The organism is Actinomadura sp. KC06 (assembly GCF_004348735.1).
In the GTDB taxonomy this organism is placed as follows: Bacteria; Actinomycetota; Actinomycetes; order Streptosporangiales; family Streptosporangiaceae; genus Spirillospora.
The window spans coordinates 1-25,892 of record NZ_SMKT01000126.1 but is presented as its reverse complement, the minus strand read 5'-3'; the positions used below and the strand labels follow the sequence as shown (position 1 = coordinate 25,892).

Below are 25,892 nucleotides of genomic sequence, written 5' to 3'. Positions count from 1 at the left end.
GTGTGGGGGGCGTCCCCCGCAGAAAGCGGGTCTGAGCGGGGTGGGGCGTTTTCGCTGAGCGAAACGGGGCGTTTCCCCAGCGCAGGCATTGGGTGCACTATGGCGAAGAACCTGAAAACGGGGCTTTATCTGGGGAAACGCCCATGTCGACACTCATTCGCACCGCGGATCTGCCGGTCGCCGATCGGTTCGAGTTCTGGCGCAGCTCGGTGACGGACATGTTCGTGCCGCTGCGCGCTGAAACGACCCGTCCGGAACGCTTCGAGGGGCGCATGCGCGGGCGCGAGCTCGGCGCGCTCACGGTCGCCGACGTCGCGTCCACGCCGGCCGTCGTCCGCCGGACGGGCGCGCTGATCGCGCGGTCCGACCCGGGCCACTACAAGATCGGCGTCCAGCTCAGCGGGTACTGCCTGCTCACGCAGGACGGGCGCGAGGCCGCGCTCGTCCCCGGCGACTTCACGATCTACGACACGACGCGTCCGTACACGCTCGCGTTCGACGACGCGTACCGGCAGCTCGTCCTCATGGTGCCGCGCCGCCTGCTGCACCTGCCCGAGGAGGCCGTCGCCGGCCTCACCGCCACCCGCATCTCCGGCCGCCAGGGCGTCGGGGCGCTGCTGTCCCCGTTCCTCCTCCAGCTCGCCGAGCAGCTGGACGTCCTGGACGACCAGGGCAGCGTCCGGCTCGGCGACAACATCGTCGACCTCCTCGTCACCCTCCTCGCCGAACGCCTGGACCTGACCGCGCCGACGCCCGACTCCCGCCGCCGCGCGCTGCTCATCCGCGTCCGCGCCTACATCGAGCGCCACCTGGACGACCCGGACCTGTCCCCGGACGACATCGCCGCCGCGCACTTCGTCTCGTCCCGCCACCTGTACAACCTGTTCCGCGAGGAGGGCACGACCGTCTCCGCGTGGATCAAGGAACGCCGCCTGGAGCACTGCCGCCGCGACCTGCGCGACCCCCTCCAGCTGCACCGCCCGGTCAGCGCCATCGCGGCCCGCTGGGGCTTCGTCGACGCCGCCCGCTTCAGCCGCCTGTTCAAGGCCGCGTACGGCGCCAGCCCCCGCGAGTACAGGGTGACGGTCACCGGCGAGTGATCGTTACACGGGTGGTCAACTCCCGTACGCCCACAGACAAGACCCGCGCGCCGCGCCCGCCGAGACTTTCCTCACCTGCGAGGGAGGTCATCATGAACACCCGGCTCTTCATCAACGGCGAGTGGGCCGCAGCGGCGGACGGCGCCGAGTTCACCACGTCCGATCCCGCCACCGGGACCGTCCTCGCGACCTGCGCGGAGGCGGGCCCCAAGGACGTCGAGGACGCCGTAGACGCCGCCCGGACGGCACTGCACGACCCAGCGTGGGCGACCATGCTCCCCAACGCCCGCGCCCGCCTCCTCTGGCGTGTCGCCGACCTGATCGAGGAGCACCAGGCCGACCTCGCCGAGCTGGAGACCCGCGACCAGGGCCAGCCGCTCGGCGTCGCGCACTCCGTCAGCGTCAACGGCGCCGCCGAGCACTTCCGCTACTTCGCCGGCTGGTGCACCAAGCTCGAAGGCGCGGTCTCCCCGGTCTCGTTCCCGGACACGCTGCACTACGTCCGGCGCGAACCCGTCGGCGTCTGCGCGCTGATCACCCCGTGGAACTTCCCCCTCATGATCGCCGCCTGGAAACTAGCCCCCGCCCTGGCCTGCGGAAACACCGTCATCATCAAGCCCGCCGAGCAGACCCCGTTGACGACCGTCCGCCTGATCGAACTCTGCGCCGAAGCGGGCTTCCCACCGGGCGTCGTCAACCTCCTCACCGGCGGCCCCGCCGTCGGCCGCGCCCTCGTCGCGCACCCGGACGTCGACAAGGTCTCCTTCACCGGCTCCAGCCCCGTCGGACGCGAGATCGTCCAGGCGTCCGCGGGCAACCTCAAGCGCGTCACCCTCGAACTCGGCGGCAAGGCCCCCAGCGTCATCGCCCGCGACGCCGACATCGACAAGGCCGTCGCCGGCAACCTCCAGGGCGCCCTCCTCAACAGCGGCCAGGTCTGCGCCGCCTACACCCGCCTGTACGTCGACCGCCGCCGCGCCGACGAGTTCACCGAAAAACTCGCCGCCGCCGCCTCCAACCTGCGCCTAGGCCCCGGTCTGGCCCCCGACACCCAGATCGGCCCCCTGGTCTCCCCAGACCACCTGGACAGCGTCGACTCCTACGTCCGCACCGGTGCCTCCGAGGGCGCCGAACTCGTAACGGGCGGCCACCGAGCCGACGGCCCCCTCTCCTCCGGCAACTTCTACACCCCCACCGTCTTCGGCGGCGTCACCGACGACATGACCATCGCCCGCGAGGAGATCTTCGGCCCCGTCCTGCCCGTCCTCGCCTACGACGACCCCGAAGAGCTCTCCGCCCGCGCCAACGACACCGAGTTCGGCCTGGCCGCGTCCATCTGGACCCGGGACCTCGCCACCGCCCACCGCCTGGCCGCCGACATCCGCGCCGGCGCCGTCTTCATCAACATGCTCCCCATCCCCGACGCCGCCGCCCCCTGGGGCGGCTACAAATCCAGCGGCTGGGGCCGCGAAATGGGCCCCTACGCCCTGGACGCCTACACCGAGATCAAGGGCGTCTGGGTCCACCTGGACACCCCCTGACACCGTTTCGCGCCCGCCCCCACGAACCGGGTACGCTTTCCCGGCAACCCGGGCGCGTAGCTCAGGGGTAGAGCACTCGCCTTACAAGCGAGGAGTCGGCGGTTCGAACCCGTCCGCGCCCACCAGCGAAAACCCCCTGTTCTCGATCATGAGAACAGGGGGTTCGTGCCATTAGCGTGCCATTAGCCGACGAGCGCGAGCGTTCCGGCCGCCCCGTCGTCGTCATCCGGGTTGGCGTTGTTGATCTTGTCGTCCATGGCTCGGGCGATCGCCCGGTTGCCGCCCGCCGTCCGATGCTGGTAGATCATCGCCGCCCGCACACTGTCATGGCCCATGCGCTCCATGAGGTCCCGGAGCGTCGCGCCCGACTCGGCCGCGAAGGTGTTCCCCGTGTGCCGGAGATCGTGAAAGTGGAGGTCTGGCACGCCGAGCTTGGCCACGGTCTCACCCCACTTGGTAGCGCGCCGGAAGTTCGCCCGCCGCAGGACGCCGCCGCGCTTGCCCGTGAAGATCAGCGCGTTGTCCTCAGCCCCGGTGAAGTTGCCGAGATGCCGCCGCAGCTCCGGGACGATCGCTTGGGGGAGTGCCACCGTCCGCAGGCCCGCCCGTGATTTGGGGGTCCGATGATCAGTTCGCCCGTGTCGAGTTCGACTTGTGCCTGCCGGACGGTGACCGTCCCCGCGGTGAGGTCTCCCGACTCCTCGGCCTTGAGAGAGCTTCGGACCACCTAAGAACGGGAAGAAGGGGCCTGACCCACGCTGCGGGTCAGGGGCCGGGCGGTCGGGGGGTTATTTCGGGACTAGTGAGCGGTTTAGGGTGCCCTTGTTGGCGGTGAGGAGGCAGATGATTTTGGCTTCGTCGGGTTGCCAGCCTAATTCGCCGGGGTGCTCGTAGCTCAACGAGATGTTTTTCGGCACTCGCTTGCCGAAGACCTTGGCCGTGCACTTGTCGAACGCGGCTTCCCGCTCCTCCAGCGTCGGAACCTCGTTGAACTGGACGATCCCGTACACCTGGACGAGGTGCTTGGTGTCGCAGTCGACGACGACCACGGACCCGGTCATGTCCCATTCCCGGACGCAGTCGCCCGCGACCAGGTCCATCTTGTAGGTTCGCGGCGCCTGCAGCGTGTAGATCTTGTCGCCGCCGACATAGCGGAGGACGCACGTCACGGCGCGATCCCCGCCTTCCCATGCCTTACTGTCCGGACGGTCGGTCAGGATCGAGATCTCACCGCCCTTGCCCGCCTCGTACAGCGAAGCGGCGCCCTGCTTGCAGCGCTTCTGCGCTTCGGACGCCAGCGGCCCGTCGCCGGGAAAGGGTCCGGCGGGCAGGGACGCCTTGATGCCGATCTCCCCTTGGTGCGGCTGGTCGCAGGGGGTTTTCCGCGCGAAGATCCTCGTGGCGTCCTGCCGGAGGCCGGTGAAGCAGTCCTCGGGGGTGAGCGCGGACACCCGCGGGCCCGCGGCCGCGCCGGCGGGCCGGGAGTCCTTCGGGTCTTGCGAGGAGAGAACCGCGATCCCGGTGCCCAGCCCGACGGCGATGAGGCCGGTGGCCAGTGCGCCGATGGCGAGCCGCTTCGTCCTTCGAGCGGGACCGTCCTCCGGCTCGGAGGCGGGGTCCTTCGGGGTGGCGTCGTCGTCCAGTGGTGTCGACACGATCGCAACATATCGGGATCAAGGGATACATAGCGGACGTGGTGCTGGTCGACGCTGAGTTGTGATCATCTCGCGATAATGCGGCCGGCCGCCTGAATTGCAGTCGGGGTGTTAGGTGCTTGGGGCGTAGTGGGCGGCTATTTGTTCGGAGGTTGGCCAGCGGGTGTAGGTGGGGGATTGGGGCCAACCCTTGGGGGAGTCCTGCCATTCCTCTTGGCGGCCGTAGGGGAGTAGGTCGATCAAAGGGAAGGTGTGGCCTAGTTGTTCGGTGCCTCGGCCGTTGGTGTGCCAGGTGCGGTAGACGGTGTCGCCGTCGCGTAGGAAGACGTTGACGGCGAAGCCGCCGCCGGGGGGTGCGCCGACGTCTGTGCCGAACGGGCTGTTCGCGGTGGAGTACCAGGTCATCTTGTTTCCGACGCGGTGTTTGTAGTCGAGGGCCTCGTCGATCGGGCCCTGGGTGACGATGACGAATCTGGCGTCGTAGGCGTCCAGGAATTCGAGGCGTGTGAACTGTGACGTGAAGCCTGTGCAGCCTGGGCACTGCCACTTCTCGTCCGGGAACCACATGTGGTTGTAGACGATCAGCTGGGATTTGCCGTCGAAGACCTCGGCCAGGCTGAGAGGGCCTTCTTCGCCTTCGAGGGTGTACTCGGGCATCTCGACCATCGGCATCCGGCGGCGCTGGGCGGCGATCGCGTCGAGTTCGCGGGTCGCGGCCTTCTCGCGGGCGCGCAGCTCGTCCAGGTGGCGCTGCCAGGTCTCGGTGTCGACGACGGGTGGTAGTGCGGTCATGGGCCCCTCCGAGTTTGCGGTCTGTAGGTGTGGACCATGCTCGTCCGCCAAACTCATCGCTCGGGTGTGCGAAACCCCTGTCCCCGGGGTGCGAGGACAGGGGTTTCGTGGTGGTCGCTCAGCAGAGGCCGTTCGGGTTGGACGTGCCGCAGGTGTTGTCGCGGAAGCGGTTGGTGGTGCTGCCGCTGTTGTTGACCAGGTCGTACGGCTTGTTGCCGCGGACGTTGTTGGTCTTGATCAGGTTGTGGTGAGCGGGCCGGTTGCGCGGTGGCGTGCCGCGGAAGAGGACGATCCCGCCGGAGTACGGCAGCTTCCCGCGGTTCCGGTGGACGGTGTTCTTGACGATCTCGTTGTGGTCGCCGCCGAAGAACAGGATTCCGGTGCCGCTGAGCGCCGGGACGGGGCCGTGCGCCTCGCAGATCCTGTTGTTCATCGAGACGCGGTTCTTCCACACCTGGGTGTTGCCCTGTCCCGTCCTCTGGCTGTCGTCGACGAGCGCGATTCCGGTGCAGTTGTACGTCAGCGAATTGTGGTGGACCTTGATGTGACGGGCGTGCCGGATCAGGAGCCCGAGCGTGTTGCCCGAGGAATGGTTCCAGGCGATCTCGGTGCCGTACGCGTTGGCGGTGTCGCCGACGTAGAGGCCGGCGTCGTCGCGGTTGTCCAGGGTCCAGTTCCAGACGAACCGGCCGCGGGTGGAGTTGTACTGCGCGATGCCGTACTCGCCGTTGTGCTTCGCGAGGACGGCCTGGACCTTCATGCGGTCGGTGTAGGTGCCGAACACGCCGGTGCCCTTGAAGTTCCGGACGACCAGCTGCTGGATCGTCACCCCCTTGACCGGGCGCTTCTTCCAGCCGACGACGCAGAAGCCCATGCCGGGCACCTTGGCCTTCGCGCAGTGGTCGCGGCGGCCGGGACGGACGATCGTCTTGTTGCCCTCGCCGCGGATCGTGAGGCGCTTGCGGACGAGGACGCCGCCGTCGTAGTGGCCGGCCTTGAGCCGGATGGTGTCGCCGGGTCTGGCCCGGTCGACGGCCGCCTGAATGGAGTGACCCGGCCGGACGACGTGGGTCCGTCCGCCGGCCTGCGCCGCCGCCTGGCCGGCGGGCGCGATGGTGGCGAGCCCGGCCAGCACGACTCCCGTGCCGACCGAGGCCGCAATAGTCCGCCTCATCCCTTTCCCCCGTTTCGCTTGGCTTTGCCGCGCCGTGCGGCAAACGAATTCCTCGATCATCTTGAACCGGAAAGATTATTCCGTTGATGTGAGAGGAGTAAAAAGTCAAAGGGTTCTCGGGAAGGCGGGTGAATTCTGCGGGCCGCCGGGCGTTATGCGTCCCAGTTCTCGGTGGTGTGGCCGGGGAGGAGTCCAGGGCCGTCCGGTCCTCGGTGGCGAGGACGGACATGATGTCCTCGGCTTCGGCCACGGTCACGTGGCGGCCGTGGGAGCGGCGCTCGGCGGCGTCCGGGAATTCCAGCCACAGGCGCGGGCCGGTCTCCCAGATCACCTGCGCGACGCCGTCCGAGCGGCCCGCGAAGACGGCGAAGTTGTCCGGGTAGGGCGTGAGTTCGAGGAGGACGCCGCGGGCCTCGGCCAGGGTCATCGGCATGGCCTCATCCGCGTTGCGGCCCCGCGCGTAGTCGCTGTACGTGACGTCCAGTCGGTCGGCTTCCGGGGCCGGCAGGACGGGGCCGTCCGGCCAGGCGGCGAGGTGGCCGGAGCGGCGGCGCCGGTAGGTGACATCGACCTCGATGCGGCGGGACGGGTCGCCGTCCCAGTTCACGGTCAGGCCGTGGCGGCGGAGCGCATCGGCGACGTCCTCGCCGATCTTCGGCTGAGTGGACGGCTCGGCCGCGTCCGTGAAGACCCCGTAGGCCAGCATGAGGCCGCCGCCGGAGACCGCGGCCTCCATGTCCTGGCGGTGGCAGAACGTGTAGCCGCGCCGCTGCTCGCCTCTCGGCACCTCGCCGCCGACCTCGGATATCCCGCAGTTCTGGCAGCAGGCGAAGTCGGCGCGGGCGACGATGCCGGACACGTCGAGGTCGCGGAAGGCGCGCAGGAGCCGGTCGGAGTCGGTCACGTCGGGCCAGGTCCGCTGGTCGGCGAGGTAGGCGGCGAACTCCTCGGCGGCGATCTCGCGGGCGAGGGAGGTAACGTCGGGAGTGTCGTCCAGGTACTCGGCGCAGCGGCCGACGATGGTGTCGAAGTCGTCCGCGCCGAGCGCGAGCAGGACGCGGATGTGCTCACGGAGCTGTTGCGACATGTCGGCCGATTATGGCGGACGCCGGGGTTCGGGACGACCCGGTCGCGGTTTACATGGCGTTCACAAATGGGCAACAGGTCCGAAATGCCTGGTTGGCAGGTTGTGATGTGCCGAAACCGCCTGGAAGGGACCGACGTTGAGCTACAAGGCCGAGTACATCTGGATCGACGGCACCGAGCCGACCGCGCGGCTGCGGTCGAAGACGCGGATCCTCGCCGACGGCGCCGATCTGCCGGACTGGGGCTTCGACGGGTCCAGCACCAACCAGGCGCCCGGCGACCGCTCCGACTGCGTGCTCAAGCCCGTCTTCTCCTGCCCGGACCCCATCCGCGGCGGTGACAACAAGCTGGTCCTCTGCGAGGTCTTCCTCGTGGACGGGACGCCCCACGAGACCAACACGCGGGCCAAGCTGCGCCCCATCGCCGAGCAGTACGCGGCGCAGGACTCCTGGTACGGGATCGAGCAGGAGTACACATTCTTCAAGGACGGGCGCCCCCTGGGCTTCCCCGAGCGCGGCTACCCCGCCCCGCAGGGCTTCTACTACTGCGGCGTCGGCGCCGACGAGGTGTTCGGGCGCGACATCGTCGAGGAGCACATGGACGCCTGCCTGGCCGCCGGCCTGAAGCTCTCCGGCATCAACGCCGAGGTCATGCCCGGGCAGTGGGAGTTCCAGATCGGCCCGGCGGGCCCGATCGAGGTCGGCGACCACATGTGGGTCGCGCGGTGGCTGCTGTACCGCATCGCCGAGGACCACGACGTCTCCGCCACCCTCGACCCCAAGCCGGTCGAGGGCGACTGGAACGGCGCCGGCGCGCACACGAACTTCTCGACCAAGGCCATGCGCGAGGGCTACGACGCGATCATCACGGCGTGCGAGGCGCTCGCCACGAAGGCGCAGGAGCACGTGGCCGGGTACGGCGCCGACATCGAGCGGCGGCTGACCGGCATGCACGAGACGGCCCCGTGGAGCGAGTTCAGCTACGGCGTGTCGAACCGCGGCGCGTCCGTGCGGATCCCCTGGCAGGTCGAGGTCGACAAGAGGGGCTACATCGAGGACCGGCGTCCGAACGCCAACGTCGACCCGTACGTGGTGACCCGGCTGATCACCGGCACCTGCTGCGCGGCGCTGGAGAAGGCCGGCCAGATCTGACCCGTCCGGCGAGCCGTCCGTCCGCCCGGTCGTGGGGGGAGAGGGGCCCCGGGGAGCATCGCTCCCCGGGGTTCGCCGCGTCCGGGGCCGCTGAGCCGCGCGTCCGGGGCCGCCGAGGCGCGCGTCCGGGGTGCTGAGCGGGACTAGGACACGGGCGGCTTTGCCGGGGAACGCGGCCAAACATCTGCAAAATGGTGCGCTTGGGGGAGTTCCCCCGTTCGGTGCCGGGTACCACCTCTACGTTTCGCACGGGGGAGGGGACATGCCCGATTCGTCATTCGGGCGGTACTCCGGCGGCCTGCACGGCAGGCGCGCCGGCCGCCCTGCGCCACGGCCCTGGGAGCGGTCGTTCCGGTGCCCCGCCACGGCGCGGCGGCGCCCGGTGGAGGCTCCGGCGCGACGGTACGAGGACTTCATCGCGCTGCACGACGAGATCGCCGCGGCGTCGGGGCCGTCGCTGCGCCCGCTGTGGTGGACGGGGATCGCCGCCGCCCTGGGCGGGGGCATCCTCGCGTTCGCCGCGGTGGTCGGGCTGCGCACGACGTTCGGGGTGGAGGTCCCGGTGTTCGCGGGCGGGCACACCGCCGCGACGCCCGCCGCGACCAGCTACGCGCTGTGCGCGATGGCGGGCACGATCCAGGCGACGGCGCTGATGCACCTGCTGGTGGCGTCGGCGGCGCGTCCCGTGCGGGCGTTCGCGTGGATCGGCGCGATCGCGGTCGTGCTGCTGACGGTCCTGCCGCTGACGCTGAAGGGCCCGTTCGACGCGGCGCTCGCGACCGCGGGCATCAACCTGATCGGAGGGACGGCGGTGGTGGTGCTGCTGTCCGCCGTGGTGGCGGGCTCGCGGCCGTTCCCGCAGGACGGGTCGTCCGGCCGCCGCGGCCGCCGTTGAGCACGGACCCCGGCCAGCCCCCGGCTATGGGCGGACGAAGCGGGCCAGCAGGTCGTCCAGGGCGAGCGCGCCGGCGTCCAGCGCCGCGTACATCTCGTTGATCTCGGAGTAGCCGAGCGCGCGGGCCACGGCCAGCGAGTCGCCGTGCGCCTCGGCGGCCAGCAGGTCGACGTCCCGCCTGGCCAGCGCCCGGAAGAGGCGGCGCCGTCCCGCGTCGGCGGCCTCCTCGGCGCGCCGCAGCTCCAGGCGCTGCTGGATGTGGACGCGGGCGGTGACGGTCGCGGCGATGCCCAGCCAGTCCTCGGACGGGAACCCGGCGGGATCGGTGAGGATCTCCACCACGTTGCCGCTGCGGACCTGCACCGACATCGGGGCCAGCCGCCCGTTCACGACGGCGCCGATGCAGCGGTCGCCGGTGCGCGCGTTCAGCGCGTACGCGAAGTCGAGCGCGGTCGCCCCGGCGGGCAGCGCCACGATGTCGCCGTCGGTGGTGAACGCGGCGACGTTGCCCGCGGCGAGGTCGGTGCGCAGCCGGTCGAGGAACTCGGCGGACGGCGCGTCCGACTGCCAGGCGAGCAGCCGGCTCAGCCACACCAGGTCACGCCGCCCGGCGACGGCCGTGGACGCGTCGTCGCCCGCGTCGCGGATGTGCGCGACGATGCCGTACTCGGCGACCGGATGCATCGCCTCCGTGCGGATGATCACCTCGAACGGGTCGCCGTCCGGGCTGATCACCCGGGTGTGCAGCGACCGGTACATGTTGTCCTTCGGCATCGCGATGAAGTCGCGGACCTGGCCCGCGACCGGGTGCAGCGCGGCGTGCACCGCGCCGAGCGCGATGTAGCAGTCGCGTTCGGCGCCGTCCACCAGCAGCAGGAGCCGCGCCGCCTCGCACGGCCGCAGCCCGGCCAGGTCGCCGCCGAACGACTGGTGCACCGCGTACAGGTGGGACGGCCTGATCTGGACGCGCGCCGCCACCCCGTGCTCGGCCAGCGCGGCGACGATCAGCTCCGTCGCGGGCGCGAACGCCTTCCCGGCCTCCCGCAGCGCCTGCCGGACGGCCTCGCCGGTCGCGGCGTGCTGCTCCGGGAGGCGGGCGGCGAACGCCAGATCGTCCATCTCCCGCTTGAGGACGTGGATGCCGAGCCGCTCCGCGAACGGGACCAGCAGCTCATGGGACGCCTTGGCGATGCGGGCCCGCTTGTGCGGCGGCTGGAACCCCAGCGTCCGCAGGTTGTGCAGCCGGTCCGCCAGCTTGATCACCAGGACGCGCAGGTCGGCGGCCGCGGCCAGCACGATCTTCCGGAACGTCTCCGCCTCGGCGCGGTCGCCCCACCGCTCGCCGTCCAGCTTCGTCACGCCGTCCACCAGGACCGCGACCTCTTCGCCGAACTCGGCGCGCAGCTCCCCGAGCGTGTACGGGGTGTCCTCGACGGTGTCGTGCAGCAGCGCGGCGACGAGCGTGGTCGTGTCGAGGCCCATCCCGGCGAGGATCATCGCGACGGCCAGCGGATGCGTGATGTACGGGGCGCCGGACTTGCGGAGCTGCCCGCGGTGCAGGCGCTCGGCGACCTCGTAGCCGTGCAGCAGCTCCGCCTCGTCGGCGCCCGGGTACGCGGCGCGATGAGCGGCCAGCAGCGGCGCCAGCGCGGGCCGCACGGGATCCTGGCCGCCGGACGCCTCCCGCCTCCGCGCCGGGAGCCGGAACCGCCCTTTCGCCGGATTGAGCGTCGCCATCGCACCCACCTGCGCCGCCTGCCCGCCGCACGCCGCTACGGGCTGTGAGGCAGATCTTACCGGCGAGCAACCTTGATTATCTGGGGGGCGACCCCCAGACCCCCGGCTGCGCGGCACGGGTCTCCTCGCTCTGGTCGCTGGCGCTCCCGCCGCTGCGGGGACGCGGCGCGCCGGGCAGGCACGCGGAGCGAGCCCTGCGAACGCAGCGGGCATGCCCGTAACCGGTGGCTGAGTTTCAACCCTGCCCGGGCTGGGGTTCAAGCTGCCGGGGGTCGGGCTTGGGGCTTTCGCCGCGGCTTTGTTTTGCGGAGGTCAAGGGGCGGTTCAAAGTTCTTTGCTCTGGGGCATCGGCTCGCTCTCTGGTGTGTCGTCTGGGTAATCGGACGCTCGCCGACCGTAGTGTTGCGCAGCGTTGTTGCGAGCCGCGGCGGGACGTGGGGGGCAGTGCATGGCGGCGGACAAGGGCGAGGGTCTCCGGGCCGAGATCATCGGGGTCACCCCGTTCGGGCGTCCGGTACCGCATCTCGCCGTGGCGGTCGCGCGGGCGGGCGGGGTCGGCGTGCTCGACCTCGGGACCGACCGCGCGCCGGGGCTCGCCGCGCTCGCGGACGTGCGCCGCTGGTGGACGGGCCCGTTCGGCGTCCGCGTCCCGGCCGGGTGCGGGGTCAGGCCCGATGAGCTCCCGGACGCGGTCGGCACCGTCCTGGTCGACGCCCCGGCGCTGCGATCGGGCGGCTCGCTCGACGTCGCCGGGTTCGCTCGGGGCCGGCGCCTCCTCGTCGAGGTCGTGGACGCCGACGAAGCCGCCGCCGTCATCCCCGTTGCTCGGAAGTTCGCCGGGGACGTGGGGCTCATCGCGCGGGGCTCCGAGGCGGGCGGGCGCGTCGGCGAGCTGACCGCGTTCGTCCTGCTGCAGCGGCTCATGGCCGATCCCCGCGTGGACGTCCCGGTGTACTCGGCGGGCGGGATCGGGACGCACACGGCCGCGGCGGCGGTCGCGGGCGGCGCGGCCGGGGTCGTCCTGGACGTGCAACTCGCGCTCGTCCGGGAGATGGACCTGCCCGCCGATGTCGCGTCCGCGCTGGCGGCGATGGACGGCGGCGAGACCGCGGTCGTCCACGGACATCGTGTGTACACGCGCCCTGACCTGCCGGCGATCGATCTGGCCGGGCTCAACCCGGCGGAGGTGAACGCGCGGCTCGGTGCGACCGGGCTGCGGTCGCGGCTGCTTCCCGTGGGGCAGGACGGTCCGCTGGCGGCGGCGCTCGCCGGGCGGCACAAGACCGCCGGGGGAGTGGTGCAGGCCGTCCGGGACGAGATCGGGGCGCATCTGCGCGCCGCCGTCCGCGCCGGGCCGCTGGCGCCGCGGCCGGAGCCCGTCGTGGTGCAGGGGCCGATGACGCAGGTCAGCGACGGTTCGGCGTTCGCGGGCGCGGTCGCGCAGGACGGCGGCCTCCCGTTCCTCGCGCTCGCCCTGATGGACGGCGACCGCGTCCGGACGCTGCTGCGCGAGACCGCCGACCGGCTCGGCGGGCGCCCCTGGGGCGTCGGGATCCTCGGGTTCGCGCCGGAGGACGTCCGGGAGGCGCAGCTCGCCGCGGTCTGCGAGGCGAGGCCGCGATACGCGCTGATCGCGGGGGGTACTCCGGCGCAGGCCGAGCCGCTGGAGGCCGCCGGGATCAGCACGTACCTGCACGTCCCGTCGCCGGACCTGCTGCACAGGTTCCTCGACGAAGGCGCCCGGAAATTCGTGTTCGAGGGCCGGGAATGCGGCGGGCATGTCGGCCCGCGGGCGAGCTTCCCGCTGTGGGACGCGCAGGTCGAGCGGCTGATGGCGTTCGGCGGCGACCCCGCCGAGCTGTCGGCGGTGTTCGCGGGCGGCATCCATGACGAGCGCTCCGCCGCGATGGTGGCGGCGCTGGCGGGGCCGCTGGCCGAGCGCGGCGCCGACGTCCGTGTGCTGATGGGGACGGCCTATTTGTTCACGTCCGAGGCGGTGGCGGCGGGCGCGATCCTGCCGGGCTTCCAGGACGCGGCGGTCGAATGCGACGGCACGGCCCTGCTGGAGACATCACCCGGCCACGTCACCCGCTGCGCCCGGACGCCCTACGTCGACGTTTTCGCCGACACGCGCCGCGAGCTGGAGCAGGCCGGGACGCCGCGCCAGGAGATGTGGCACCGCCTGGAGAAGCTGAACCTCGGGCGGCTCCGCCTCGCCAGCAAGGGCCTGCGCCGATCCACGCCCGTGGAGCCGGCGGTGCAGCGCGCCGAGGGCATGTACATGCTCGGCCAGGTGGCGGCGCTGCGGCGGTCCACGACCAGCGTCGCCGCGTTGCACGAGCAGGTCACGTCCGGTGCGACGGCGTTCCTGGCCGCCCGTGCCGAGGAGGTCGGGATCGCCGCCGCGCGTCCCGCCCCCGCCCCGGCGCGGCCCGCGGATGTCGCGATCATCGGGATCGGCTGCGTCTTCCCCGGCGCCCGCGACACCGACGCCTACTGGGCGAACATCGTCGGCGGGACGGACTCGATCACCGAGGTCACCCGCTGGGACCCGGAGATCTACTACGACCCGTCCGGGGAGGGGAAGACGCCGTCCAAATGGGGCGGGTTCCTGCCGGACGTCCCGTTCGACGCCCTCGCGTACGGCATCCCGCCCAACGCGCTCGGCAGCATCGACCCGATCCAGCTCCTGTCGCTGGAGGTCGCGTCCCGCGCGCTGAAGGACGCCGGATACGCCGACCGGCCGTTCGACCGCGCCCGCACCTCGGTGTTCTTCGGCGCGGACGGCGGCAACGACCTCGGCACGGCCTACGGGATGCGCGCCGCGCTCCCGTCCTACCTAGGCGAGGTCCCGGCCGGGCTGGACGAGCAGCTCCCGCGCCCCACGGAGGACTCGTTCCCCGGCGTCCTCACCAACGTCATCGCCGGGCGGATCGCCAACCGCCTCGACCTCGGAGGCGCCAACTACACCGTCGACGCCGCCTGCGCCGCGTCCCTCGCCGCGCTCGACGCCGCCTGCAAGGACCTCCTGTCCGGCTCCAGCGACATGGTGCTGTGCGGCGGCGCCGACCTGCACAACGGCATCCAGGACTACCTGCTGTTCGCGTCCGTCGGCGCGCTGTCGCCGTCCGGGCGCTGCGCCGCGTTCGACGCGTCCGCGGACGGCATCGCGCTCGGCGAGGGCGTCGCGTGCCTCGTGCTGAAGCGCCTCGCGGACGCCGAGCGCGACGGCGACCGGATCTACGCCGTCGTCAAGTCGGTCGCCGGGTCCAGCGACGGCCGCTCCCTCGGCCTCACCGCCCCCCGCGCCGAAGGGCAGCGCCGCGCGCTCGACCGCGCCTACGAGCGGGCGGGCGTCGCGCCCGCGTCCGTCGGGCTCGTCGAGGCGCACGGCACCGGCACCGAGGTCGGCGACCGGACGGAGCTCGCGTCGTTGCGTTCGGCGTTCGCCGACGCCGCGCCGGGCAGCGTCACGCTCGGGTCGGTCAAGTCGCAGATCGGGCACACCAAGTGCGCGGCCGGGCTCGCCGGTCTCATCAAGACCGCGTACGCGCTGCACACGGGCGTGCTGCCGGGGACGCTGCACCTCGTCCGTCCCAACGCCGAATGGACGCCGGACGGGCCGTTCGCGTTCAGCGGCATCGCGCGCCCCTGGGCGGCCCGTCCCGGCGACCGGTACGCGGGGGTGAGCGGGTTCGGGTTCGGCGGGGCGAACTTCCACGCCGTCCTGTCCGGGTACGACGGCGCGCCGGAACCGGTGTCGGGGCTGGCCGAGTGGCCCGCCGAGCTGTTCCTGATCCGGGCGGCCGACCGCGACGCCGCCCGCGCCGAGATCGACCGCCTCGCCGCCCTGGCGGAGGGCGGGCCCCGGCTCCGCGACCTCGCCCGGACGGCCGCCGCGCTCGAAGGTCCCCTCCAGGTCGCCTTCGTCGCCACCGGGCTGGACGACCTGCGGCGAAAGCTCGCTCTCGCCCGGGAATTCCGTCCGGCGCCCGATGTTCTCCTGCCTTCGGGCGAGCCGGGGCAGGTCGCGTTCCTGTTCCCCGGGCAGGGCAGCCAGCGTCCGAACATGCTCGCCGACCTGTTCGTCGCGTTCCCGCGCCTGCAGCGCCTCCTCCGTCTGGCCGGCGGACGGTACGCCCCGGCGATGTTCCCGCCCGCCGCGTTCAGCCGCGCCGGGACCCGCCGCCACCAGGCCGAGATCACCGACACGCGCGTCGCGCAGCCCGCCCTCGGCATCGCCGGGCTGGCCGTGCACCGCCTGCTCACCGCGCTCGGCGTCCACCCCGACCTCGCCGCCGGGCACAGCTACGGCGAGCTCGTCGCGCTGTGCGCCGCCGGGGTCGTCGACGACGCGGGCATGGTCGAGCTGAGCGCCGCCCGCGCCGAGGCGATCCTGTCCGCCGCCGGGGACGACCCGGGCGCGATGGCCGCCGTCGCCGGGTCGCTCCGCGACGTCCGCGCGGCGCTGGCGGGCCTGTCCGGGGTCGTCGTCGCCAACCACAACGCGCCCGGCCAGGTCGTGGTCTCGGGGACGTCCGAGGGGCTGGAACGCGCCATAACCGTCCTGTCCGCCGCCGGTCTCGCCGCCCAGCGCCTCCCGGTGGCGTGCGCGTTCCACAGCCCGCTCGTCGCCGCCGCGTCCGCCGACCTGCGCGCCGAGCTCCTCCGCCGCGACCTCCGCTCGCCCGCCTTTCCCGTCTGGGCCAACTCCACCGCCGCCCCCTACGACGCCGACCCCGCCGAGCTCGCCGCCACCCTCGCCGGGCAGATCGCCGCGCCGGTCCGGTTCGTCGAGCAGATCGAGGCGATGTACGACGCGGGCGCCCGCACCTTCGTGGAGGCGGGGCCCGGACGCGTCCTCACCGGCCTCGTCGGCGCCATCCTCGGCGACCGCCCGCACACCGCCGTGAGCTGCGACGCGCCCGGCGAGAACGGCCTCGCGCACCTACTGCGCACCCTGGCCGAGCTGGCCGCCGCCGGTGTTCCCGTCGACCCGCTGCCCCTCTTCGCCGGACGCGACGCCCGCCCGCTCTCCGCCGCTCCTGGCGTGCCGGGCTGGGTCGTCAACGGGCATCTCGTCCGGACCGCCGACGGCGGCTACCCGGCGGGCGCGCTCCGCCCGGCCGAACGCGTCCCGGGGTTCAGCCCGCGCGGGCCGGAGGACGCCGTCCTGGAATACCTGCGCGCCGGCCGCGAGATGATCGCGGCGCAGCGGGAGGTGATCCTCCGCCATCTCGGCGCGACGCCGCCTCCCATGCCCGACAGCCCTGCGCCCGACAGCCCTGCGCCCGCGCTCGCCGTGCCCGAGGCCCCCGTGCCCGAGGCGCCCGTGCCTGCGACCGCCGTGCCCGGGGCTCCCGTGCCCGCGCCCCGGGCCGTCCTGCCGGGGGAGACCGTCCCGGACGAGGCGCCCCGCGACGTCCACGCCACCGTCCTCGCGGTGATCAGCGCCCGCACCGGCTACCCGGAGACGATGCTGGTCGCGGACCTGAACCTGGAGGCCGACCTCTCCATCGACTCCATCAAACGCACGGTCATCCTCGGCGACCTCGCCGACCGCCTCGGCCTCGCCGCCCCCGAACGGCTCGGAGACGTCACCACCATCGGCGACCTCGTCGCCTCCGTCCGCGCCCACGTCGACGGCGCCGCGCCGCAGCCCGCCGTCCCGCCGCAGCCCGTCGTCCCGCCTCAGGCCGGTCCGGCACAGGAGCTTCCCGAGGGCGCGCAGGAATTGTCCGCCGCTGTGCAGGTGCAGTCCGCGGGGGCGCCGGGCTTGGCGCCGGTGGAGGATCTCGCTCCGGCGGCTGCCGACCGGCAGGTGTGGCCGCGCATCGGGAACGGGACGTGGGGCCAGAGCGGCGACGTCCCGGACGGCGCACGCATCGTCCGGCAGGTCCTGCGGGTCGTGGAACTGGACGCACTGCCGGTCCCGCCCGAGTCCGGGACGGTGTTCACCGGACGCCGGTTCCAGATCGTGGACGACGGATGCGGCATCGCGCTGGAACTCGCGGACATGCTCGAACGCCTCGGAGCGCAGGTCTGGATCCCGCGCGAGGTCGACGACGCCTGCGACGGGCTGATCCACCTGGCGGCGCTGCGGCCTGGCGCGACGGGCGTGCTGCCCGCGGCGTACGACGGCATCCGGAACGCGCTGGCGGGCGGGCTGCGCTGGCTCGTCCTCGCAGGCGGAGCCGGTGGGACGTTCGGACGCCGCTTCGACGGACGCGGCGGCATCGGGGACCCGGTGCCCGGCGCGGGGCTGCGGGGCCTGGCGCGGACGGTCGCTCAGGAATACCCCGAAGTGCTGGTACGCGCGCTGGAAGTCGACACCAAGGACACGCCGAGAACGATCGCGCAGCGCGTCCTGGCGGAGCTGCTCAACGCCGACGAGCCGGTCGTCGTCGGCCATGAGGGCGGTCTGCGGCGCGGCCTGACCGTCGTCCCGGCGGAACTGGACGCCGCCCCGAACGCGCAGGCCGCGCCAGCCGGACCGAGCGCGCCCGTCGGACCGGACGGCGTCGTGCTCCTCACCGGCGGCGCGCGGGGGATCACCGCCCGGGTGGCGCTGGAACTGGCCCGGACGAGCGGCTGCCACATAGAGATCATGGGACGCACCCCGGAGCCGGACGGCGAGCCCGCGTCCCCCGACGTCCCGGACGAGGCAGGCCTCCGCCGCGCGCTCGTGGCGCGGGGAGGGCTGCGACCGGCGGAGATCGAGGCGGCGATCCGGTCGATCCTGGCCGAGCGGGAGATCCGCCAGAACCTGGAGGCGCTGCGGGAGCACGCGGCGTCCGTCCGGTATCACGCGGGGGACGTGCGCGACCCGGACGTCGTACAGGACGTCGTCGACAGCGTCTATGCATGGCATGGACGCCTCGACGGCGTCGTCCACGGCGCCGGGATCGTGGAGGACCGCCTCGTCCGCGACAAGTCGCCCGAGTCGTTCGAGCGGGTCTACCGCACGAAGGTGGACGGCGCGTGCGCCCTCGCCCAAGCGGTCCAGCCCGACATCGGGTTCTTCGTCGTCTTCGGCAGCATCGCGGGCGTCTACGGCAACCGCGGGCAGGCCGACTACGCGGCGGCGAACGACGCGTGCGACACGCTGGCCGGCGTCTGGCGGACGCGGCTGCACGGCCGGGTGCTCGTCGCCGACTGGGGGCCGTGGGCGGGCGGCGGAATGGTGACGCCGGAGCTGGCGGAGGAGTACGCGCGGCGCGGCACCGGGCTGATCGACCCGGACGCGGGCGCGGCGGCCCTGCTGCGGGAGATCGCGCACGGCGACGAGACGCAGGTCGTGTTCACCGGGACCGTCCGGTGAGCCCCGCCCGGGAGCCGATCGCGATCGTCGGCGCCGGGGCGGTGTTCCCCGGCGCGGGGTCGGCGGCCGAGCTGTGGCGCAACGTCCTCGCCGGGGTGGACGCGATCACCGACGTGCCGTCCGGGCGCTGGGACCCCGCGCTCTACTACGACGCCGGCGCGTACGAGCGGGCGCCGGAGAGCGACCGGTTCTACTGCAGGCGGGGCGGGTTCGTCGACGAGCTGGCCACGTTCGACCCGGTGCGGTTCGGGATCATGCCGGCCGCGGTGCCGGGCATGGAGCCCGACCAGCTGCTCGCGCTGCGGGCCGCGGGCGACGCGATCGCGGACGCGGGCGGCGACGAGCGGCTCCCCGACCGGTCCAGGATCGGTGTGGTCATCGGGCGTGGCGGCTACATCACGCCCGGTGTCGCGCGTTTCGACCAGCGGGTGCGGACGTCCCACCAGGTCGCCGGGGTCCTCGCCGAGCTGGTGCCGGAACTCGGGGAACAGCGGCTGGACGAGATCCGCCGGGCGTTCTGCGAGCGCCTCGGCCCGGACGGCCCCGACGCCTCGGTCGGGCTCGTCCCGAGCTTCGCCGCGTCCCGCATCGCCAACCGGTTCGACCTGCGCGGCCCGGCCTACACGCTGGACGCGGCGTGCGCGTCCTCGCTGCTGGCGGTCGAGCACGCCGTGCGGGCGCTGCGGAGCGGAGAGGCCGACGCGATGCTCGCCGGGGCCGTGCACCACGCCCACCACGCCACCGTCTGGAGTGTTTTCAGCCAGTTGCGGGCGCTGAGCCCGAGCGAGACGATCCGGCCGTTCGACCGGTCGGCGGACGGCACGCTCCTGGCGGAGGGCACCGGGATCGTCCTGCTCAAGCGGCTGCCGGACGCCGAACGGGACGGCGACCGCGTCCACGCGGTCATCCTCGGCGCCGGGTCGTCCAGCGACGGCCGCGCGTCGAGCATCATGAGCCCGCTCGTGGACGGTCAGGTCCTCGCGGTCGAGCGGGCCTGGCGGGACGCGGGCCTCGACCCGGCGGAGCCCGGCGCGGTCGGGCTGGTCGAGGCGCACGGCACCGCGACCCCGGCGGGCGACGAGGCGGAGCTGGCGACGCTGCGCCGGGTCTTCGGGACGGACGGCCCGCCGATCGGGCTCGGCACCGTCAAGTCGATGATCGGGCACGCGATGCCCGCCGCCGGGATCGCCGGGCTGATCAAGGCCGCGTGCGCGCTGCGCGACGGCGTCCTGCCGCCGACGCTGCACGCGGACGACCCGCACCCGGCGCTTGAGGACGGCAGGCTCTGGCTCGTCCGGGAGGCCGCCGAGTGGGAGCGGCACGGCGGCGGCCCGCGCCGGGCGGTGGTGAACGCGTTCGGGTTCGGGGGCGCGAACGCGCACGTGATCCTGGAGGAGCCGCCGTCGAGCGGCGTCCGGCGGGCGCGGCGGCGGAAGCTCGACACGCCACAGCCGGACGAACGAGTCCTCAAGCTGACCGCCAACACGCCCGAAGAACTGGCCGCTGCCCTAGCCGAGCCCGACGAGAAACTTCTGGCGCGGGTGTCGGAACATGGGCCGGAGGACGATTCCGACCTTCCGTGCCGCCTCGCCCTGGTCGCCCCCACGCCGCGCAGGCTCGACCTGGCGCGAGCGGTCGTCCAGCGGGGGACCCCATGGCGAGGCCGGAGCGACGTGTGGTTCTCACCTCGTCCGCTGCTCGCCGAAGGCGGACGGCTGGCCTTCCTGTTCCCCGGATTCGAGCCCTCCTTCGCCCCCCGCGTGGACGACGTCGCCGACCACTTCGGGCTGCCGAAGCCCGCGCTCACCGGCCGCTCGGACCTGCTCGGCCACGCCGCCGACGTGATCGGCGTGGGCCGCCTGCTGGCCTCCGCGCTCGCCGGACTCGGCATCGAACCGGACGTCGCGGCGGGACACAGCCTCGGCGAATGGACCGCGATGATCGCCACCGGCAGGTACGACGCGGACGCGGTCGAGGAGTTCATCCGGACCCTCGACGGCGAGGGCCTGGACGTCCCCGACGCCGTGTACGGGGCGCTCGGCTGCGGCGCCGACCGGGCCCGGGACGCCGTCGCCGGACGCTCCGGTGTCTTCATCAGCCACGACAACTGCCCGCACCAGTCGGTGATCTGCGGCCCGGCGGACGAGGTCCGCGACATCCTCGCGAGGCTGGCGTCCGACGGCGTCCTAGGGCAGGAGTTGCCGTTCAGGTCCGGCTTCCATACACCGCTGGCGCAGGCCTACGAGAAGCAGGTGCAGCACCTGTTCGAGGCGCTGCCGATCCACGACTCCCGCGTTCCGCTGTGGTCGGCCACGACGGTCGCGCCTTACCCGCGGGCGCCTGCCGACGTGCGCGAACTCGTCGTCCGGCACCTGCTCGAACCCGTCCGGTTCAGCGACCTGATCGAGGAGCTGTACGCGACGGCTCACGTGCGTGTGTTCGTGCAAGTCGGGCCCGGAAGCCTCGCGGGATTCGTCGCCGACGCGCTGGGGGACCGCGAGCACCTCGCCATGGCCGTCAACACCCCGAAGCGGGACGGGATGGCCCAGCTCCGCCGCGTCGCCGCCGCGCTGTGGGCCGAAGGGTACGGCGCGTCCCCGCCGCCCCCGCCCGCCGCGGGGATGCGGCTCGATCTCGGCACGCCGCTGGTCAGGCTGGACGGTGCCGTCCCGCCGATCCGGCTCGCGTCCGATGTCCCGTCGCTTCCGGCCGACGACCCCGTCCTCGCTGAGCTGGAGGCGCTGCTCAACGACGCGGCGACCGGGGCGCAGACAGTCGTGGAGGCCCTTGGCGCGAGGTCGTCGCCCGGCGGGACGATCGAAGAAGCGCCAGCCCAGGACGACCAGGCCGACACCCACCAGATCGAGCGGCCGCGAGCGCCGCAGCCCGAGAGCCCGCGCTTCAACGAAGGCGAAGCAGAGGGCGAGGACGGGCAAGCCGAAGAGGAGCATTCCGGTGAGGGGCGGCCTGGCGGTGACGCCTCGCCGGTGGCCGCGGAGCTTGTCGTTTCGCGTGCCTTCTCGCTCGACGCGATGCCGTACCTGGTCGACCACTGCGTGTTCCCGCAGGCCCCGGGCTGGCCCGACATGTCGGACCGGTTCCCGATCGTCCCGCTGGCCACGCTGCTGGAGGTCCTTGCCGACACGGCGCGGGAACTCCTGCCCGGCATGGTGGTCATCGGATTCGAGAACGTCCGCGCCGTCCGCTGGATCGTGGCCGCTCCGCCCACCACCGCCGAGATCCGCGCCTACCTCATCGAGGAGCGTGACCGTCCGCGCAAGGTGAAGGTCGTCGTCCAGGGCCACGCGGACGGGACCGTTCTGCTGGCCGACCGTTACCCGCCCCCACCGGTGCCGGACGCCACGCCGCTGACCATCGAGGGCCCGCCCATAGTCACCGCGGACCGGCTGTACGAGGAACGCTGGATGTTCCACGGCCCGCTCTTCCGCGGCATCACCGAAATCACGGCGCTCGCAGAGGACGGTGTGCGCGCCGTACTGAGGTCTTCGCCCACGCCAGGCGCGCTCCTGGACAGCGCAGGGCAGCTATGCGGCCACTGGATCCAGGTGTATGGCGACACCAACCAGATGGTGTTCCCGGTTGGGATCGAACGGGTCTCCCTGTACGGTCCGCTGCCGTCCGAAGGCGAACACCTGGTGACGACCATCTGGAACCAGTCCCTGACCGACACGACCATGCGCTGCTCGGCCGAACTGGTCCGTGAGAACGGAATGGTATGGGCACGCATCGACGGCTGGACGACGCACCGCTTCTACACCGACGAAGCCCTCTGGCGGATGAAATTCACCGCCGAAGTATCGGGGACGGGTGAACCGCAGCCAGGCGGTTGGTGCCTGGCCCGCAAACGCTGGGACGGCACAGCCTCACGCGACCTCCTCATGCGCCAATACCTGTGCGCGGGCGAACGCGCTGAGTACGAAGCCCTCCCGCCGTTCGCCCAGGGGCCTTGGCTACTAGGACGTATCGCGGCGAAGGACGCCGTCCGGGACCACCTCTGGCGGAACGGCCACGGCCCGCTCTTCCCGGCGGAACTCACCGTCCACGACGGGCCGACCGTAACGGGACCGTTCGACGAACCGCTCACCATCTCCATCACCTCCAACACCGAACTGGGTGTGGCGCTGGTCAGACCAGGCCGGGAACCAGCAGGCATCGGTCTCGCCCAGAACGAGAGGGACGGACGCGTCCGCGCGGCCAAGGAGGCGGTGCTGCGCTCGATGAGCCCCGGATCGGAGCACCCGGCGGAACGTCAGGTGGACCTGGTCGTGACCGTCGCCGACGCCGAGCGGCTCCTTATCGCCGCCGAAGGCACGGTCACCACCGTGGAAACACGCGAAATCGAAGGACACGTCGTGGCCTGGACGGTCGCGGCGGGCGGAGCGGACATGGAGGGATCCCGCACATGAGCGACGACGTGAAGTCCGAGGTCGTCCGGATGCTGATCGACGTGGTGGGGGAGGACTTCCTGCTCGACGTGGAGATCGGCCCCGGGACCACGTTCGGCGACGACCTCGGCCTGGAGAGCATCGAGTTCGTCGCGCTGGTCGACCGGCTCCGCGCCCGCTACGGCGACCGCGTCGACTTCCCCGCGTTCATCGCCGGGCTGGACCTCGACCAGCTCATGAACCTGACCGTCGGCGACGTCGTGGACCACATCGCCGCCCAGGAGCAGGCGCATGCCTGAGGTGGCCGCGCGCGGTCTCCGGTTCCACGTCCAGGAATGCGGGACGGGCCCGCCCGTCGTGGTGTTCGTCCACGGCCTCGCCATCGACAACCTGTCCAGCTTCTACTACACGCTGGCCTCACCGGTGGCCGAGGCCGGGGCCCGGTGCGTCCTGTACGACCTGCGCGGGCACGGACTCACCGAGCGCCCGCCCACCGGATACGGCGTGCCCGACGCGGTCGCGGACCTCTTCGCCGTCCTCGACGCCCTGGGCCACCATCGCGTCCATCTCGTCGCCTACAGCTTCGGCGGCGCCGTCGCGCTGAACGCCGCCCTCACGCATCCCGGCCGGGTGGCGGGGCTCGTCCTCATCGACGCGCACGGACCGAGCGACGGCTCCGACTGGAACCGTGACCTGCTCAACAGGCTGGCGCAGTCGGCGCTCAAGCTCGAATACGAGCGGATCGCCGACCAGCTGCTCGCCTTCGGCGAGCGCCGCATGAGCCGCGCCGCCGCGGCCGCGGACGCGCTCCTCAACGGCACGACCCTCCTGGACGACCTCGCCGAGATGGCCCCCGTCCGGCCCGCGGCCCTCGGCGCCGTGCCGTGCCCCGTCCTGGCGATCTACGGCGAGCAGTCGGACGTGGCGGACGCCGGGCGCCTGCTCCTCCACCACATCCCGAACTGCACGCTGCACACCCTGGCCGGCTACTCCCACTTCATGCTCCCCGCTGGAACGGCCGAGATCCTGGAGGTCCTGTTGCCCTGGCTCGCCCACCACGCCGGCACGCGCGTGCCCGCCGCCGGAGCCGCCCGATGAAGGCCCGCCGCCGCACCGTCCCGTCCCTGCTCGACGACCCCGGGATCCGGCGCGCGAAAACACCGGAACGGCGGTTCCTGTTCGCGGTCCCGCCGCTGGCCGGTCACGTCAACCCGCCCGCCGCGGTCGCGGCCGAGCTCGCCCGCCGCGGGCACAAGGTCGCCTGGACGGGCCACCGCCCGTCCATCGAGCCGCTGCTGCGCCCCGGCTCTCGCGTCTTCGGCTCCGTGGGGGACGACTTCGGCAGGCGCCTGCCCGACATCTGGAAAGAGTGGCAGGGGCTGCGGCGCCTGGCCGCGCTCCGCTTCATGTGGGAGGAGTTCGTCGTCCCGCTCGGCCACGCCATGATGCCGGGCGTCGAGAAGGCGATCGACCGTTTCCGCCCGGACGTGGTGGTCGCCGACCAGCTCGTCCTCGCGGCCCCGGTCGCGGCCCGGCGCCGCGAGATCCCGTGGGCGACGTCGGCGACGACGTCCGCCGAGTTCACCCGCCCTCTCGCCGACATGCCGAAGGTCGAGGAGTGGATCCGCGAGCGGATCGCGGAGTTCCAGCTCGACCACGGCATCGAGGACCTGCTCGACCCGCGCTTCTCCGACCACCTCGTCCTGATCTTCTCGACCGGCGCGCTGATCGGCGACGTCTCGTTCTTCCCCGACCATTTCGCCTTCGTCGGGCCCGCCCTCGGCCGCTCCGCGCCCGGCGCGTTCCCGTGGGACTGGCTGGACGGCCACCCCGCCGTGCTCGTCTCCCTCGGCACGCTGAACGGGCCGTCCGGGGAACGGTTCTTCCGGGTCGCCGCCGACGCCGTCCGCGACCTGGACATCCAGGCGATCTTCGTGGCGCCGCCGGGCGCCGTGGCCGACCCGCCGCCGAACGTGCTCGTCCGGGAGCAGGTCCCGCAGCTCAAGCTGCTCGAACGGCTTTCAGCCGTCGTCTGCCACGGCGGCCACAACACCGTCTGCGAGTCCCTCTCCCAGGGCCTTCCGCTGGTGGTGGCCCCGATCCGGGACGACCAATCGGTCATCGCCCGCCAGGTGGAGGCCGCCGGGGCAGGTGTTCCCGTGCGTTTCAGCCGCGTTCGCCCGGACGAGTTCCGGACGGCGCTCGCCACCGTCCTCTCGGACGGCCCGCACCGCGCCGCCGCCGAACGGATCCGCGAGTCCTTCGCCGCCGCCGGAGGCGCCGCCGAAGCGGCCGACCGGCTGGAGAAGCTCGCGTGATCAAGGAGGAGTTCCAGTGGATGACCCGCCTGTTCGAACGCGTTCACGGCAAACCACCGGCAGCGACCCGCTACGTCCTGGGCGCGCTGCCCCTCCTGGACGGCCTGGACGTCCCGCTCCCCTGGGGCAGCGCGGTAGCCGCCGCCCGCTCGGACGACGGCGCCACGTCCCTCTTCTCGATGAACCACCACGATCACGGCGTAGTGACACCGTCCACCGCACCCGACTGGGCCCGGGACTGCCTGAAGGCCACGAGCGCGACCCCAGGAATCCAGCTCGTCGTCCACCGTGAACTACCAGCGGAAATGGGCCTGCTCACCGGCGCCGAGACGACCGAAGCGACGACCCGAGCGGTACAAGACCTCAACGACGGCACCCCCGGCGCGAGGACGGCCGCACCGGCGCGAGGAACGTGCGACCTGACCGGAACGGGCCTGCGCCTCCTGCTGATCGACGTCGGCACCCGCAGCCGGACCACCGTCTGCCACGCCGCCCCCGAAACCGCGAAACGAGCCGCCGCAGCCCTCGCGGACCGCCGCCCGTCCGACCTTGGCCCGCTCCTCACCGGCGCCCACACTCCCGGCGACCCGACCCACGACAAGACCCTGGACGCGGCGCTGGACGCCGGTGCCCTGGGCGGCCGGACGATAGGCACCTGCGTCGCGACGCTGGCCCCCGCGCCCGCCGTCCCCGCCATCCGCAAGCAGGTCACGACC

15 protein-coding genes and 1 tRNA gene are annotated in these 25,892 nt (G+C 72.6%); 11 read left to right on the top strand and 5 right to left on the bottom strand.

Features of this window, described 5'->3' with window-relative positions:
- Positions 1-143 precede the first annotated feature (143 nt).
- The 3 genes from E1287_RS31095 to E1287_RS31085 all read left to right on the top strand — a co-directional run bounded on the left by E1287_RS31095 (position 144) and on the right by E1287_RS31085 (position 2,766).
- Complete coding sequence (locus E1287_RS31095; protein WP_131968837.1) at positions 144-1,100, top strand: helix-turn-helix domain-containing protein; 957 nt, start codon at positions 144-146, stop codon at positions 1,098-1,100.
- A gap of 92 nt (positions 1,101-1,192) precedes the next feature.
- Positions 1,193-2,641: an aldehyde dehydrogenase family protein gene (locus E1287_RS31090; RefSeq protein WP_131968836.1), complete on the top strand. Its 1,449-nt coding sequence runs from the start codon at positions 1,193-1,195 to the stop codon at positions 2,639-2,641.
- A 50-nt stretch (positions 2,642-2,691) separates the two neighbouring features.
- Positions 2,692-2,766, top strand: a tRNA-Val gene (locus E1287_RS31085).
- 57 nt (positions 2,767-2,823) lie between these two features.
- Here the strand turns inward: E1287_RS31085 and E1287_RS31080 are convergent.
- From E1287_RS31080 to E1287_RS31065, 4 genes are all read right to left on the bottom strand, one after another.
- A complete protein-coding gene (locus E1287_RS31080; protein ID WP_165969264.1) occupies positions 2,824-3,231 on the bottom strand; it encodes a tyrosine-type recombinase/integrase in 408 nt (135 codons plus the stop codon).
- A 198-nt stretch (positions 3,232-3,429) separates the two neighbouring features.
- A complete protein-coding gene (locus tag E1287_RS31075) occupies positions 3,430-4,296 on the bottom strand; it encodes a septum formation family protein (protein ID WP_165969263.1) in 867 nt (288 codons plus the stop codon).
- A 111-nt stretch (positions 4,297-4,407) separates the two neighbouring features.
- Positions 4,408-5,088 (bottom strand): DUF899 family protein, encoded by a 681-nt coding sequence (locus E1287_RS31070; RefSeq protein ID WP_131968833.1) that lies wholly within the window; start codon positions 5,086-5,088, stop codon positions 4,408-4,410.
- Between the two features lie 118 nt (positions 5,089-5,206).
- Positions 5,207-6,262, bottom strand: a complete 1,056-nt coding sequence (locus tag E1287_RS31065; RefSeq protein WP_165969262.1) for a right-handed parallel beta-helix repeat-containing protein — start codon at positions 6,260-6,262, stop codon at positions 5,207-5,209.
- A gap of 1,223 nt (positions 6,263-7,485) precedes the next feature.
- Between E1287_RS31065 and glnII the strand changes: the two genes are divergently transcribed.
- On the top strand, positions 7,486-8,499 hold the full coding sequence (glnII, locus tag E1287_RS31060) for a glutamine synthetase GlnII (RefSeq protein ID WP_131968831.1): 1,014 nt from the start codon (positions 7,486-7,488) through the stop codon (positions 8,497-8,499).
- Between the two features lie 262 nt (positions 8,500-8,761).
- Entirely contained in the window at positions 8,762-9,394 is a 633-nt protein-coding gene (locus E1287_RS31055; RefSeq protein ID WP_131968830.1) for a hypothetical protein, read from the top strand.
- A gap of 24 nt (positions 9,395-9,418) precedes the next feature.
- On the opposite strand, the gene E1287_RS31050 is transcribed toward E1287_RS31055, so the two are convergent.
- Positions 9,419-11,131: an HD domain-containing protein gene (locus tag E1287_RS31050; protein ID WP_131968829.1), complete on the bottom strand. Its 1,713-nt coding sequence runs from the start codon at positions 11,129-11,131 to the stop codon at positions 9,419-9,421.
- A 448-nt stretch (positions 11,132-11,579) separates the two neighbouring features.
- Between E1287_RS31050 and E1287_RS31045 the strand changes: the two genes are divergently transcribed.
- From E1287_RS31045 to E1287_RS31020, 6 genes are all read left to right on the top strand, one after another.
- On the top strand, positions 11,580-18,452 hold the full coding sequence (locus E1287_RS31045; RefSeq protein WP_131968828.1) for a type I polyketide synthase: 6,873 nt from the start codon (positions 11,580-11,582) through the stop codon (positions 18,450-18,452).
- Complete coding sequence (locus tag E1287_RS31040) at positions 18,449-22,879, top strand: beta-ketoacyl synthase N-terminal-like domain-containing protein (RefSeq protein ID WP_131968827.1); 4,431 nt, start codon at positions 18,449-18,451, stop codon at positions 22,877-22,879. The genes E1287_RS31045 and E1287_RS31040 overlap by 4 nt, the downstream gene beginning before the upstream one ends.
- Positions 22,876-23,157, top strand: a complete 282-nt coding sequence (locus E1287_RS31035) for an acyl carrier protein (protein WP_131968826.1) — start codon at positions 22,876-22,878, stop codon at positions 23,155-23,157. Before E1287_RS31040 ends, E1287_RS31035 begins: the two co-directional genes overlap by 4 nt.
- Positions 23,150-23,956 carry an alpha/beta hydrolase gene (locus E1287_RS31030; RefSeq protein ID WP_131968825.1) on the top strand — a complete coding sequence of 269 codons (807 nt, stop codon included), beginning with the start codon at positions 23,150-23,152 and terminating at the stop codon, positions 23,954-23,956. The genes E1287_RS31035 and E1287_RS31030 overlap by 8 nt, the downstream gene beginning before the upstream one ends.
- Positions 23,953-25,176, top strand: coding sequence for a glycosyltransferase (locus tag E1287_RS31025; RefSeq protein WP_131968824.1), 1,224 nt, complete (start codon positions 23,953-23,955; stop codon positions 25,174-25,176). The genes E1287_RS31030 and E1287_RS31025 overlap by 4 nt, the downstream gene beginning before the upstream one ends.
- Positions 25,173-25,892, top strand: a 720-nt coding sequence (locus tag E1287_RS31020) for a hypothetical protein (RefSeq protein WP_207934569.1), incomplete at its 3' end; no start/stop codon positions are given. The genes E1287_RS31025 and E1287_RS31020, both read left to right, overlap by 4 nt.